This window comes from Methylocystis sp., from assembly GCF_021731785.1.
In the GTDB taxonomy this organism is placed as follows: domain Bacteria; phylum Pseudomonadota; class Alphaproteobacteria; order Rhizobiales; family Beijerinckiaceae; genus Methylocystis.
In genome coordinates, this window is sequence record NZ_JAKFWS010000041.1 from 106,086 (window position 1) to 119,628 (window position 13,543).

Here is a 13,543-nt window from a genome sequence, read left to right on the forward strand (position 1 = left end):
AGAGTGTGACGAAGCCCATTAGGCGGGAACGCGCGACGGCTTGCCGTCGGCGCCGGTGAAGGGAAATAGCCCGGCCTGAAAACATTGGGTCATGTGCGCGGCTCTGGCGATCGCCTGTTCGGCCTGGGTCTCGGGCAACGCCTCCGCAGCGGTCTCGCTAAAGAGTTCGAGCCAGCGCGTAAAATGCACGGGCTCGATCGGTAGATTGATGTGCGCGGCGAAGGGGTGGCCCTGGTAACGCTCAGTGTTGAGCAGGGCTTTGGACCAGAAATTCGCCACGATCGCCATGTGCCCGTCGAGATCGTCTATCGCCGCAAAGACTGGGCCTAACAGCGGGTCTTTGGCGCCGCTGGCGTAGAAGCGGCGCACGCAGTCATCAATCGCGGCCTCCAATTTTTCGCGTTCGGCGGCGTCCTCGATCGGCGGAATGACGGCGGGCTCCATAGCGTTCTCCCTGCAATGATTAGCGTTTGCGCCGACGCTCGCGCGACTCGCGAAAAAGCGGATGCCGGTTTCCTGCGCAAAGCGCGCTTCAAGCCGTGAGATTGATCAATTGATCTACAATCGGGCGATTCCGCCCAAATGCAGCGTGATCTAGCGGACGTTCAAGACGCTCAACGGATTCGTGTCGCTCTTTTTTTTCGCGCTCAGCAGCGCATCGACTTTGTCGCGCACGAGTTCAATCCGCAACGGCTTCGCCAAGACGCCGTGCACGCCGGCAGCGACGCATTCCCGGTCGAAACCGCTCGAAATCTGATCGATGATGACCAGGATTTTGGCGTCGGGGATGCGCGCCAAATATTCTTGGATGAGATCCAGGCCGTTGGCCCGTATCACGTCTTCGGCGAGCACCAGCAGGTCGGGCTTCATGCGCTCCGCCTTTGCGAGCGCGCCGGTCGCGCTCTCCAGCTCATGCGTTTCGTACTCGTCATGGAGTGCGAACTGAATCGCGGCGCGAAAGATTTCACTGTCGTCGACGACGAAGATTCGCCGGCCTTCGACGACTTTCGTCATCTCTGCGCCGATCTGCATGGCGGCCTCGCTTGACGGTTGACTGTCTGCGTCACTGTGCAAGCCGCGTGCCGCGGCCCTAGGGGCGCGCCGCGACGAGGGGGCGCGGCGGGCCTGCCGTAATGTTCCAAACACGACTGTAAGCTTTGACACATGTCGTGAGCCGGAAAGCGGCGGTTCCACCTTCGCCGGCGCAATCAATAATTTGATATAGCTCGACGACAAAGATTTGTGCAGTTTGGAATTAAAACGCTTCCAAACTATCTGTGGCGGAAAGGCAACAATCGTCAAGAAAATTACTTTATGTGTCTCAATCTATACAGATTAAAACGCTTCCAGTCAGCGGTATATTCGATTGACCGTGCTCAGCGCCAAATTTAGCTTCAGTCAAACTTCGCCGCAAAGCGGATGAAGAAAACGCACAACCCTCCCTGGCGGTTCCCAATGAGCGACGTGAAATCTCCAATTTCTCTACGAATGTTGACCCAGTCGCTCCCACGGGCGCGAGCGGGAGACCTGACGTCGGTAAAGGCGTTGAGCGTCGCCGCGGCGCTGGCTTCCAGCGTGAGCGCTTCTGCTCTCGCGCAATCCGCTTCGACCGCTCTCCCGCCAGTGAAAGTCGACGCGCCGCGGGAGAAGCCGCGCGCGATGGCGCCGGCGAAACCCAAGCCCATCGCCGTCGCTCAGCCGCATCCGGCGCATCATCCGGCCGTCAATCCTCAGGCTGCGGGTCAACGCCGCGGCGCGCCAGGCGCTTCGAGCGCGGCTGGCCAAGGCGCGGGGAGCGGAGGCCTTCCGATCCTTGCCACGGCGCCGAACGCCAATCCTTACGCAGATCCCGCCGCGCCGTATAAGGTCGACCGTCTGTCTTCGACGAAGTTCACCGAGCCCGTGCTGAACACGCCGCGCACGATTACGGTGCTGACCAAGGAAGTGCTCGACGACAAGAACGCATTTACCTTGCGCGAAATCGGCCGCAGCACGGCGGGCGTGACGCTGGGCACGGGCGAAGGCGGCAACGCCTTCGGCGACCGTTTTTTCATTCGCGGTTTCGACGTGCGCAACGACATTTTCGTCGACGGCATTCGCGACCCAGGCGTCAGCATTCGCGAGAACTTCTATACCGAGCAGGTGGAGATTCTACGCGGCCCGGGATCGACATTCGCCGGACGCGGCACCGCCGGTGGCGCGATCAACATCGTCACGAAACAGGCGACCGATCGCGATTTCGTCAATCTCACAGGCATCGGCGGCTTTTCCGACCACATGCGACGGATCACGCTCGATGTGAACAAGGCGATCACCCCGATCCTGGCGGTGCGCGTCAACGCTCTCTATCATGACTCGAATGTTGCGGGACGCAGCTTCATCACCGATTATCGCGACGGCGTCGCCGGCTCGGTGGTGTTCAAGCCCCTCCCGGATTTGACCCTCACCGGCGAATATACACATGTCTATCAGAACGGCTTTCCGGATTTTGGCGTGCCGTACAATCGAATCTGGAATCGACCGTTCCCGGAAGGGGTCATTCCCCGCTACAATTGGTATGGTTTCGTCAATCGCGACTTCCAGGTTGCGATGCAGAATTTCGGCACCTTCACGGCGCATTATCGTTACAATGACAACCTCGTCTTCGACAACCGGTTTCGACAGAGCCGTTCGGTCCTGGACTATATCGGCTCGTTGACGCAAAGCGCCAACCTCTTTGCCGGCACCGTGAATATCGGCGCGCAAAGCCGCTATCAGGTGGTGAACACGCTCGACAACCAGACCGAGGCGACGCTCAAAGTCGAAACGGGACCGGTTAAGCATGCGCTGGTCGCCGGTGTCGAATTCGCCCGTGAAGGCGTGACGCGCACCAATTACCAGGGACTGGTGTCGGAGTTGAACGGCACGCCTTCCGTCGGCAACGCCATTACCTGCAACCTCTATCTGCCATGCACCTATCGGCCGTTCCTGAACACGCCCTATCGCAATCCCAATCCGACGCGAATCGCCGTCGACACGAAATCCGGCTATCTGATCGAGACCGCGAATTATCAGGATGTGGTCCTCGTGAACGGCGGCGCGCGCTTTGACGATTACAACATCACGAGCCGCACGGAGACGCTGTCGACTTTCGCTCAGAACCATTCCGGTCTATTCAACTGGAACGCCGGCGTCGTCTTCAAGCCGCTGCCCAACGTCAGCGCCTACGCCGCTTACGCCACCTCGGCGAACCCCGTCGGCGCCGAGCTTGACGGCGGCGCGGCGAATTACGGCGGCCTGAACACGGCGGCGCAAATCTTTCCGCCCCAACTCAACAAGGCGGCGGAGGTCGGTCTGAAATGGGAGCTGTTCGACAGGCACCTGCTTGCGACCGCCGCCTTCTTCAAGACGGATGTGAGCGGCGCCCGAGAAGTGAACTCCGGCGTCACCACCGGCAACGCGTCCTATTACGTCCAGGGCGTCGACCTTGAGGTTGCGGGCAATGTCACCGAAAAGTGGATGGTCCTCGGCGGCCTCGTGCTGATGGACTCGCGGGTGACCAGCTCCTATGCGCGAACGAATATTGGACTGCAACTCGCCAATATCGCGCATGAGTCCTTCAGCCTGCTGTCGAAGTATAAATTTGGCGACCTTATTGGCCTCGCCCCGGATGCGCTCGAATTCGGCGGCCAGGCGATCTATCGCTCAAAGATCTACGGCGGCAACAATATCGTGGCCAATGGCGCCCCGGTAATCAACGCATACGGCTGGCCCGCGCCGACCGCCGCCAATCCCTTCCTGAACGTGCCGACGGTTTTGCCTTCATACTGGCGCTTCGATCTTTTTGCGGAGGCCAAGATCGGCCCTAACATCACCATGAAATTCTCGGTCAACAATCTGTTCGACCGCACGATCTACGACGCCTTCTACCAGACGGCGACGCCCTTCGTGCAGATGTCGCCCGGCCGCGCCGTCTATCTTGAAACGCGCGTCCTGTTCTAGGAGTCGCACCGATGCTTGCTCACATACAGGCCGCGCTCGAGCGAAAGGAGATCGAGCTTATCCGCGAGGCGATGGCGCAGGCGCCGTGGGAGGACGGCGCATCTACGGCCGGAGCGAACGCTGGCGAGGCGAAGCGCAATCAGCAACTCCCGCCAGACTCTGAAATCTCGCGCGCGCTCGGCAAGCGGCTGCTCTCGTCGCTGCTCGCCAATCCCGCCTTTGTTTCGACGGCTGTCCCGCTGCACATATATCCGCCGTTGTTCAACCGCTACGGAGTCGGCGATCATTTCGATCCGCACGTCGACAATGCGATCCGCGGCGACGCCATGACCGGTGCGCGTATCCGCGTCGATCTCGCCGCGACTGTGCTTCTTTCCGACCCCGACGAATATGAAGGCGGCGAACTGATCGTCGAAGACATCTATGGATCAAGGCGCTTCAAGCCGCCGGCGGGCGATCTCATTCTTTATTCGGCCGGCAGCCTTCACATGGTGACGCCCGTGACGAGCGGCCTACGTCTCGCCTCATTCTTGTGGCTGCAAAGCATAATCCGCGCTGACGAGGCGCGCAGCCTCGTTTGCGATCTGGACGAATCGATACAGGAGCTCGCGCCGCGCGTGGGCGCAGATGATCCGGATCTGCGCAAGCTTGTGACTGTCTACCACAACCTTATCCGTTATTGGGGAGAAGCGTAGCGCTCATGCTGATTTGCATACCCGAGGTTCTTTCCAAGCAGCAGGTCGCTTTTTTTCGCGCGGCGATGGACAAGGCGGCGTGGGAAGACGGCCGCGCAACGGCCGGCTCGCAGTCTTCTCTGGTGAAGAACAATCTTCAATTGCCGCAAAACGGCGAAATCGCGCGCGAGCTTGGCGAACATGTGCTCGAGGCGCTTGCACAGTCATCGATGTTCGTCTCGGCGTCGCTGCCTCACAGGATTTTCCCGCCGCTCTTCAATCGTTATGGCGTCGGTCAGAACTTCGGACTGCATGTCGACAATGCGATCCGGGGCATTCCCGGAACGCCGATTCGTATTCGCACGGATCTTTCTTGCACGCTGTTCCTCTCGGAGGCGGACGAGTATGACGGCGGCGAGCTTGTGATCGAGGATCGGGTCGGGCAGCAGGAAGTGAAACTTCCCGCGGGCGATCTCGTGCTTTATCCCTCAACGAGCCTTCATCTCGTTCGAGGAGTGACGCGCGGCGAGCGCATCGCTTCATTTTTTTGGCTGCAGAGCATGATTCGCGACAATGTGGCGCGCGCTTTGCTATTCGATCTCGACCAGGCCATTCAATCCCTGACGGCTCGGTTCGGCGCCGGCGATCCCGCCTGCGTCAAATTGTCGGGCGTCTATCACAATCTGATCCGAACATGGGCTGAAGCATGAAACGTCTTTTACAGTATCTCGTGATCTCGATCATTGCGCTTCTCGCTGCGCAGAGCGTCTCGGCCGCACCGGGTTCGCCAGCGCTCGACGCAGCGATTGCGGCCACTAAGCCTCACGATCTTTCTGTCTGGACGATGTTCGTCAACGCCGACATCGTCGTGAAGATCGTGATGATCGGTCTTTTGTTGGCGTCCGTGGCGACGTGGACGATCCTGATCGCCAAATCCATCGAACTGAGACGTGCGCGCGATCGCGTATTGTCGGCGATCGCTCGCCTTTCCGAGGCGCGCGGACTCGCCGAGGCGCGGCTGGCGCTTGGGGGCGGCGACCGTCTCACCCAGTCGCTTCTTTCTGAAGCGACGCGGGAAATGAAACTGTCGTCCGATATCATCGCGGCGCCCGGCGTCAAGGAGCGCATCGCGAGTTGTTACGGAGAGATCGAACGCGCCCAGGCGCTCGCGATCAAACGGGGCACCGGACTGCTTGCCTCGGTCGGATCGACGGCGCCGTTCATCGGCCTTTTCGGCACGGTCTGGGGCATCATGAACAGCTTCATCGGCATTTCCAAAGCCCAGACGACCAATTTGGCCGTCGTCGCGCCGGGCATCGCCGAAGCGCTGCTCGCGACGGCAGTCGGTCTGTTCGCCGCCATCCCCGCCGTGCTGATCTACAATCATCTTGCGCGTCAGGCGTCCGCCTATCTTGAACTGGTCTCCAATCTTTCCGGCGAATTGCTCCGTATCGTGTCGCGCGATCTCGATCGCGCCGGACATGCCGCCGATACGACCAGCAAGATTCACGCGGCGGAGTAGGTCATGGCCGTTCATCTCAAAAGCGACCTTGAAGAAACCCACGAGATCAATGTCACGCCGTTCATCGACGTGATGCTCGTGCTGCTCATCATCTTCATGGTGGCGGCGCCGCTCGCCACAGTCGATCTCCCCGTCGATCTGCCGGCGTCGAACGCTGCGCCTCATGAAAAGCCTGATAAGCCGGTCTATGTGACGATTCAGAGCGATCTTGCGCTCGCCCTGGGCGAGACGCCAGTCAAGCGAAAGGATCTTGTTTCGGCGCTCGACGCGCATCTCGGCGACAAAGCGAAACGCATCTTTCTGCGAGCGGACGCCAGCGTGCCCTATGGCGAGATGATGGCGGTGTTGGAGAGTCTGCGCGCTGGCGGCTATTTGCGCGTGGCCCTCGTCGCGCTGGACGCCGGCGGCAAGGCGCCTAGCGCGCAATGAGCGCCGCCGCCGCTCTTCAAAATCCGCAATCGAACGGCAGGCTTTGGGGCCTCGCTGTGGCGTTCGCCCTGCTTCTGCACGTCGCAGGCGCCGTCGCCGCTTTTGCAACCTTGCAGGGCGATGACGAGGAGGCGTCCGGCGCGCCGGCGATCGAAATATCTCTCGAGCCGGCAGCGCCTCGCGACGCCGAGGCTGCGGATCTGCCGCCCGGCTCGGTCGCCGACGAAGCGGCCGCAGCGGCGCCCTCTGCGGCCGCCTCTGAAGCCAAGGAGGTGAAGGAAGAGCGGATCGCCCGGACCGAAGCCGAAGACGCCGAACTCACGCACACCACCACCCTGGACAAGCCGGTCGAAGAGGAAAAGAAGGTTCAGGCGCAACCGGTTGTTTCGGCTGAATCGGCGGCCTCGGAAGCGACGGCGCCGCCTAAATCAGACGTAGAGCAGGTCTCCGACAGACCGGTATCGCCGGTGCAGGGCGCCGACGTTAGAGCGAACGCCATCAGGCTGACTTGGCAGAAGGCTCTGCTCTCGCATCTCAACCGCCACAAGCGCTATCCGACCAGCGGCGGCCGTCGGTCGGCGGAAGCGAGCGTCTCATTCACGCTCGACAGGCACGGCCATGTCGTCAGCTACAGCATCAAGCGTTCGGCCGGACATCCGGCTTTTGACGATGCGGCGCTTGCAATGATGAAGCGCGCCGATCCCGTGCCGCCGCCCCCTCCGGCGCTTGCCGACGAAGTGCTGACATTCGAGGTGCCGGTGCAATTTCGCGCCGGCGGAAAATAAGCGTGCAGCTCGTTCTATCCTGAGGCAAAGGGCTCGAGCAAATGTTTACGAAGAAGCGCAGCGCATCGAACCGCAAACTTGACCGGCGGTCGCCAGTTCTCCACAGCGGCTTTTGCCGCCAAGCTTTTCTGTTTGTTAAAAAATTTAGAGGATTGTCGGAACCGATGTTCGAATCACAGCTTCAATAGGCCATGTGGAGGGCGCCATGTCGCCACATGAAAAGCGAGCAACGTGTACAGAGGCGGCAATGAGAGGACTTCAGGTGCAGGGCGACGGGCTCGATCTCGAGCGAAGCGTTAAGTCGCTTGGCGAACAGCTTAGACGGCAGTTTTCCGATATCGCTTCTGAACCGCTGCCCGAAGTTATGCTCGTTCTCTTGGAGAAGCTGAGCGGAGTGGCGAAGTGAGATAAGCGCAACGCAACTCAGCGCGTCTTGCCGTAACGATCGGCGCCATCCAATTTTGCGAGCAGGTCTTTGAGATCCTCCGGCGCCGGCTTCAAGATCAGGTCGAGATAGAGAAGGGAGAAGCGCTTTTCGAGCGCTTCGCGCAACGAGCGTCGAAGCAGCGCCTTCTTGCCCTCCTGCGAGCCGGTTCCCGGTGACGCGATTGTCATGACGCGCGTTCGACCTCTTTGAAGAGAGACCGCCAGTTGGAAGGTCCTTCGCGTGCGTCTTTGCCCGAGAAGGTGCGTTCAGGAGATTGGTCGGCAAATCGAAACGACTCGCCGCCTCGGACCAATCGTGACCTGCCGCGCTTCGCGCGATATTCGATGATGAACGGGCGAACGACTTTCTTCATGGACGAGCCTTCGTCTTGCGTGCGGACAACGATCAACGATTATGCGACGCAAATGTTCCGGTTCTTCAAAGTCGGAAAGAATGCGCGCGCTCATCTGCAAATTTCAAGAAAGAATACGCAAACTTAAAAAAAGAATGCCGGCGAGTTTGACTCGCCGGCGTAGGCAATGAAGCGTCGGCGCTAGTGGCGCGACATCCAGTCGTCGATCTGCTCTTTGGCCTTGTCCTTCGCCAAGCCGTAACGCTCCTGGATCACGCCTTCGAGCTGCTCGCGGTTGCCATTGATGCGGGCAATGTCATCATCGGTGAGCTTGCCCCACTGCTCCCTCACATTGCCCTTGAATTTTTTCCAGTTTCCTTCGATCGTATCCCAGTTCATGGATTCCTCCTTATCAGGAAACGGCCGCAATCGCGGCGTACGCCTTGGAAAGCGAGCCCGGGCCTGACTTTCACGTCCGATTAACCCTTCGCTCGCGCAGATGTTCCATGTCGACTTGCGCGCGCGCTCACATTTAAGGTTTCGCACGGCGCGGGACCTCTGCCGTAGCCTGTTCGCCAAGCTCGAGAGCGCTTGGGCATTGCAGCGCAATGTGAGCCGCTCATTGGGCTCGAAGCGAAGCAACCAAATAAAGCGCGTGGCGACTGACCGCTACGTCGTTGGCCCCGTTGCCTGCGACATCCGAAACCGATCGGCGAGGGCGTGTCTTTGAGCGGGCCTAAGCTGATCCTAAGGCGTTATGTTGATCGTGAGATAAAGCGTGCGCGTCAGCGGGTCGAGGCTGCCGAGGCCCAGAAGGATGATGAGCCAAAGCGCCGCAGCGGCGGCGAACAGCCAGACGGTCGCGCCCTCTTGACCGAGGTCCATGAATCCGACCGCGGCGACGCCCACCATCGTCGCCGCGACGATCGCGACGCCGCCGCGTCCCCAACCCGGAAAGGCGAACGTCGCCGCGAGTTCTGCGGCGAGAAGCGCAAACATCAGCGACGCGACCGCGACAAGACGAACAATGACCGCCGTCATGACGCGCGTCCTATGAGATAGATGAGCGGAAACAGGACGAGCCAAATGATATCGATAAAGGTCCAGTAGAGCCCCACGACACGGACCGGACTATGGCGCTCGGCGGTAAACCGTTCGGCTTGGAAGATGATCCAGGCAACCAGCCCAAGTCCGACGACAAGATGCAGGCCATGAAGGGCCGTGCCGAAAAAGTAAAAGGCGAAGAACAGTTGAGCGCCGCTTCTGGCCGGCCCATGAATTGCGAAATTTGGGCCGGGAAACAGACCTTCCTTAAGGTCCATTCGCCATTCGACTCCAAATTTGAGACCGATGAAAGCGGCGCCGAGCGCCCAAGCGATCGCCAGCCATATGACCATGCCGCGACGGCTTCCGAATGCGATACAGGCCAGCCCGACGCTATAAGTGAAACTGCTCGCGAGCAGTAGCCCGGTGTTGGTCAAACCGATCATCAGCGCCGTGTGTCGACTGCCGGCGTCGAATGCGCTCGGATCGGCATGACGCGCATAGATCCACGAAAGGAAGATCGGACCAAAGAACAGCGCCTCGGTCGCGAGAAAAAGCCACATCCCGGAAATCGCCGCTTCATGCTGACGTTCGGCGCTTCCGAATTGGAATTCATGAGCCTCGGCGTCACTCATGGTTGACGGTCTCCGCCTGCCTGTACTGGTAAGGCTCTTCCGTTACGATCGGCGTTACGGCGAAATTTTCCGTTGGCGGAGGAGAAGGCGTCGTCCATTCGAGGCCGGTCGCTCCCCAAGGATTGGCCGACGCGCGTTCGCCATAGAACAGCGACCAGGTGAGATAGCCGAGCGGCAAAATATAGCCGACCGCAAGCGTCAAAGCGCCTGCGGAAGACAGCAGGTTCAGCGCTTCGAAATGTTGCGGATACGCAAAATAGCGCCTCGGCATGCCGAGATAGCCAAGCAGGAACTGCGGAAAGAAGGTGAGGTTGAACCCGACGAATATGATGATTGCGCCGGCGCGGCCCCACATCTCAGGATAAAGACGCCCGGTCATTTTCGGCCACCAGAAATGAATGCCGGCGAAATAGGCCGAAACCATGCCGCCCACCATCACATAATGGAAATGCGCCACGACGAAATAAGTTTGCGTGAGATGGACATCGGCGGCGAGCGCCGCGAGGAAGAGGCCCGTCAGACCGCCTGTCGTAAACAGCCCGATGAAGCCGATGGCGTAAAGCATCGGCGCGTCGAAATGGATGTAGCCCTTATGCATCGTGCCGATCCAATTGAAGACTTTGATCGCCGATGGCACCGCAACCATATAGCTGAGCAATGAAAAGACGAGCGCCGAAAAGAGCGACGTTCCCGCCACAAACATGTGATGGCCCCAGACGAGAAAGCCGATGACGGCGATCGCGATGCTCGCCCAGACGACGAATTTATAACCGAACAGCTCCTTGCGAGAGAACGCGGGAATGATTTCGCTGATGACGCCGAAGCCGGGAAGGATCATCACATAGACGGCAGGATGCGAATAGAACCAGAAGAGATGCTGAAACAGCAGCGGATCGCCGCCGATCTTCGGATCGAACACGCCGATCCCGAAGATGCGTTCGAATGCGAGCAGCAGCAGGGTCATCGCGAGCACGGGCGTCGCGAGGACGAGAATGACGCTGGTTGCGTAAAGCGACCACAAGAAAACCGGCATCCTGTACCAGGTCATGCCCGGCGCCCGGAGCTTGTGTATGGTGACGATGAAATTGAGTCCGGTTGCGATCGACGAAAACCCAGCGATAAAGATGGCGACGACCGCCGCAATCACATGTCCCTTGGAGTAGAACGACGTCAGCGGCGTATAAAATGTCCAGCCGGTGTCGACGCCTCCGCCCACGACCGCATAGAGCGCGACGACGCCCGCGACCATGAACAGATACCAGCTCAGCAGATTGAGCCGTGGAAAGGCAAGGTCGCGCGCGCCGAGCATCAGCGGCGCCAGGAAATTGCCCAGCGTCACCGGCACGGCTGGAACAAGGAAGAACCAGACCATCAATATGCCATGCATCGAAAAGAGCCGATTATAGGTCTCCGCCGACCCGATCAGTCCCTTCGGAGAGAGCAGGTTGTAGCGGATGAGAAAGGCCGCAAATCCGCCGACGAAGAAAAAGAAGGTTATGGCTCCGATGTAGAGAATTGCGATGCGCTTGTGATCGGTGGTGAACAGCCAGCTGCGCAATGTATGGCCGTCGTCCAGATAAGAGGCCGGAGCCGCCGAAGGGTTCATGTCCGGCTCCCGGACTTAAGCGACTTGATGTAGGCGATGAGCCGCAGCACGTTCTCCTCGCTGATCTGGCCTGAAAAGGATGGCATGATCTGCGGATAGCCGGCGATCGGCATTTTGTCGGGCGTCAGAAGACAGTCGCGGATGAATTTTTCATCAGCCGTTACGGTCGCGCCGGTTTGCAGCTTGACCGAACGGCCCAACAGCCCCGCCAAGGCGGGCGCGCTGACGCCCGTCGTCGCGGGCGATCCGCCGACGCCACCTTCGCCGTGACAGCCGCTGCATCCATGCGCCGTAAAGAGCGCCTTGCCGGCGGCCGCCATATCTTCGCGCTGGCCAGGCGCGGCGCCGCCCGCGAGCCAGGTTTCGAATTCGGGCTGCGACATCGCGACGACTTCGCCGCTCATCGAATAATGGCCGACCCCGCAGAGCTGGGTGCAGAAGAGTTCATAGGTTCCTGGCGTTTCGACCTGAAACCAAAGAGACTCATAGCGTCCAGGAAGTACGTCGTGCTTGATGCGAAAGGCCGGAATGGAAAAATCATGAATGACGTCTTCCGACGTCATCACAAGTTGAATCGGGCGGTTGATCGGAACGTGTAGCGCGTTGATCTCCCGCTGACCGCCCTGATGTTCGACCTTCCACATCCATTGCTTGCCGATGACATAGATCTGCAAGGCGTCCGCAGGCGGCTGGAAAAGGCGCACGTAAAGATCGCCGCCCCAGATAAACAATACGAAAAAGACCGCCAACGTCGCCGCGGTCCAGCTGATCTCGAAACGCCAGGTCTTTCGCCCCGGCGCGCCGCGATAAACGCCGCTGTCGGCCCGATATCGAACGACGTAGAGAAGGATGAGCCCAAAGACGAGGGCGAGAACGGCGCATGACACCAGTACCAGCGCGAGGATCAGGAAGTCGACTTCACGCCCCTCAACCGTTGCGCTTGGCAAATAACCGTTCATGCGCGAGCGCCCTTTCGGAACTCGCGATAAATCATTGTCGCAAGCACAAGCGCCATAACGACGGCGCCGAGGCGAATTAATTTGATGATCGCGAATGTGTATTGGCCCGTCGTCGAGTCGAAATCGAAGCAAAGCAGAAGCGCGGGCGAGGCGCGCGCCGTGACGTCCCCGGCTGCAGCGACCTGAACCGCCTTGCTTAGTTCGCCAGGGGCCGACCCGATGGCGGAGAGGTAGCCGGAAACGACTCCGCTCGGCGTCACCACAACCGCGCCGATCGGGTGAATGAATGTCTGGGGCTGCGCGCCCTCGCGATAGCGATAACCGACAGCCTCCGCGAGCGCGCGAATGTCGTCCGGCTTTCCGGTAAGGTAATAAAATCCCTCGGCCGTCCCGTTGGGCGCCACCGCGGCAAAGTCGGCGTCACGCGCATGTCGCGCGGCGTCGGCGTTTTCAGTAGCATCGATGCTGACCGCGACGAACAGATAGTCTGCGCCCGCCGACAGTCCCGCTTTTTGCGCGGCGCGCAATAAGGTCAGCCGGGTCGCTCCGCAGAGCTTTTCGCAGTGAAAATAGCCGAGCACGAGAAGGAGCGGCGCATGATTAAGCAACTCACCAATGCCAACGTCTCCACCATCGGCGTCGATGAATGCGCTTTTTGACGGAAGGCGCGCGCCTTGCTTCTGCTCGTATGCAATCCCCGCTAAGTCGGGCGTCCGTTGCGCATGGGCCGGAAAGCTGTCGAGAAGCAGCAATGCCATCAGCGTAAGAAGCAGCTTCATCCGCATTCTCCTTTAGCGGCCGAGATGGGAGCGGCGGCGCGGGCGGAGCGCGCGGCCAGTCTGCAATTCCTTCTTTTGCGATCATTCGCATCGCGGTCGCGATCGGAATATGCGCCGCGCCCTCCCCCTGATCGATCCAGCCGGCGCTGTTCAAGCGGGCCAATTCGCGCCGGTGGAAGTCCGCCATATCCTCCGCCGGGTCTGTCTGGAGCCGCGGCTCGGGGTACGGCGGGAGCGGCAGATGGATCGTCCGGTCGATCAGGGCGCCGGGAAAGAGCGCCCATGTGAGAAAGGAAAGAAAAATGACGGCGAGAATCGTTGATGCGAAGCCGATGCCGATGAATCGGCCG

General features: G+C 60.1%; 16 protein-coding genes. 7 read left to right on the forward strand and 9 right to left on the reverse strand.

Annotation, left to right across the window (positions count from 1 at the left end; all coding sequences use genetic code 11):
• Positions 1-18: 18 nt before the first annotated feature.
• Positions 19-444, reverse strand: coding sequence for a group III truncated hemoglobin (locus QZ964_RS08415; RefSeq protein ID WP_292530944.1), 426 nt, complete (start codon positions 442-444; stop codon positions 19-21).
• 150 nt (positions 445-594) lie between these two features.
• The gene (locus tag QZ964_RS08420) at positions 595-1,032 is read right to left on the reverse strand and encodes a response regulator (RefSeq protein WP_292530945.1); all 438 of its coding nucleotides are present in this window, start codon (positions 1,030-1,032) and stop codon (positions 595-597) included.
• A 456-nt stretch (positions 1,033-1,488) separates the two neighbouring features.
• Here QZ964_RS08420 and QZ964_RS08425 point away from each other — a divergent pair, with 456 nt between their 5' ends.
• From QZ964_RS08425 to QZ964_RS08455, 7 genes are all read left to right on the forward strand, one after another.
• Positions 1,489-3,981 carry a TonB-dependent siderophore receptor gene (locus QZ964_RS08425; protein WP_292531018.1) on the forward strand — a complete coding sequence of 831 codons (2,493 nt, stop codon included), beginning with the start codon at positions 1,489-1,491 and terminating at the stop codon, positions 3,979-3,981.
• Positions 3,982-3,992: 11 nt separating this feature from the next.
• Positions 3,993-4,676, forward strand: a complete 684-nt coding sequence (locus QZ964_RS08430; RefSeq protein ID WP_292530946.1) for a Fe2+-dependent dioxygenase — start codon at positions 3,993-3,995, stop codon at positions 4,674-4,676.
• A gap of 5 nt (positions 4,677-4,681) precedes the next feature.
• Positions 4,682-5,365, forward strand: coding sequence for a Fe2+-dependent dioxygenase (locus tag QZ964_RS08435; protein ID WP_292530948.1), 684 nt, complete (start codon positions 4,682-4,684; stop codon positions 5,363-5,365).
• Complete coding sequence (gene exbB, locus QZ964_RS08440; RefSeq protein WP_292530950.1) at positions 5,362-6,177, forward strand: tonB-system energizer ExbB; 816 nt, start codon at positions 5,362-5,364, stop codon at positions 6,175-6,177. The genes QZ964_RS08435 and exbB overlap by 4 nt, the downstream gene beginning before the upstream one ends.
• 3 nt (positions 6,178-6,180) lie before the next feature.
• A complete protein-coding gene (gene exbD / locus QZ964_RS08445; protein WP_292530952.1) occupies positions 6,181-6,606 on the forward strand; it encodes a TonB system transport protein ExbD in 426 nt (141 codons plus the stop codon).
• Entirely contained in the window at positions 6,603-7,391 is a 789-nt protein-coding gene (locus tag QZ964_RS08450) for a TonB family protein (RefSeq protein ID WP_292530953.1), read from the forward strand. The genes exbD and QZ964_RS08450 overlap by 4 nt, the downstream gene beginning before the upstream one ends.
• A gap of 247 nt (positions 7,392-7,638) precedes the next feature.
• Entirely contained in the window at positions 7,639-7,797 is a 159-nt protein-coding gene (locus QZ964_RS08455) for a NepR family anti-sigma factor (RefSeq protein ID WP_292530954.1), read from the forward strand.
• 17 nt (positions 7,798-7,814) lie between these two features.
• On the opposite strand, the gene QZ964_RS08460 is transcribed toward QZ964_RS08455, so the two are convergent.
• The 7 genes from QZ964_RS08460 to QZ964_RS08490 form a co-directional block, all read right to left on the reverse strand.
• Positions 7,815-8,006, reverse strand: a complete 192-nt coding sequence (locus tag QZ964_RS08460) for a hypothetical protein (RefSeq protein ID WP_292530955.1) — start codon at positions 8,004-8,006, stop codon at positions 7,815-7,817.
• Between the two features lie 365 nt (positions 8,007-8,371).
• The gene (locus QZ964_RS08465) at positions 8,372-8,569 is read right to left on the reverse strand and encodes a CsbD family protein (protein WP_292530956.1); all 198 of its coding nucleotides are present in this window, start codon (positions 8,567-8,569) and stop codon (positions 8,372-8,374) included.
• Between the two features lie 348 nt (positions 8,570-8,917).
• The gene (locus QZ964_RS08470; RefSeq protein ID WP_292530958.1) at positions 8,918-9,211 is read right to left on the reverse strand and encodes a hypothetical protein; all 294 of its coding nucleotides are present in this window, start codon (positions 9,209-9,211) and stop codon (positions 8,918-8,920) included.
• On the reverse strand, positions 9,208-9,849 hold the full coding sequence (locus QZ964_RS08475; RefSeq protein WP_292530959.1) for a cytochrome c oxidase subunit 3: 642 nt from the start codon (positions 9,847-9,849) through the stop codon (positions 9,208-9,210). Before QZ964_RS08475 ends, QZ964_RS08470 begins: the two co-directional genes overlap by 4 nt.
• Entirely contained in the window at positions 9,842-11,455 is a 1,614-nt protein-coding gene (locus tag QZ964_RS08480) for a cbb3-type cytochrome c oxidase subunit I (RefSeq protein WP_292530960.1), read from the reverse strand. The genes QZ964_RS08475 and QZ964_RS08480 overlap by 8 nt, the downstream gene beginning before the upstream one ends.
• Positions 11,452-12,414: a cytochrome c oxidase subunit II gene (gene coxB, locus QZ964_RS08485; protein WP_292530962.1), complete on the reverse strand. Its 963-nt coding sequence runs from the start codon at positions 12,412-12,414 to the stop codon at positions 11,452-11,454. The genes QZ964_RS08480 and coxB overlap by 4 nt, the downstream gene beginning before the upstream one ends.
• Complete coding sequence (locus tag QZ964_RS08490; RefSeq protein ID WP_292530964.1) at positions 12,411-13,193, reverse strand: SCO family protein; 783 nt, start codon at positions 13,191-13,193, stop codon at positions 12,411-12,413. Before QZ964_RS08490 ends, coxB begins: the two co-directional genes overlap by 4 nt.
• Positions 13,194-13,543 lie beyond the last annotated feature (350 nt).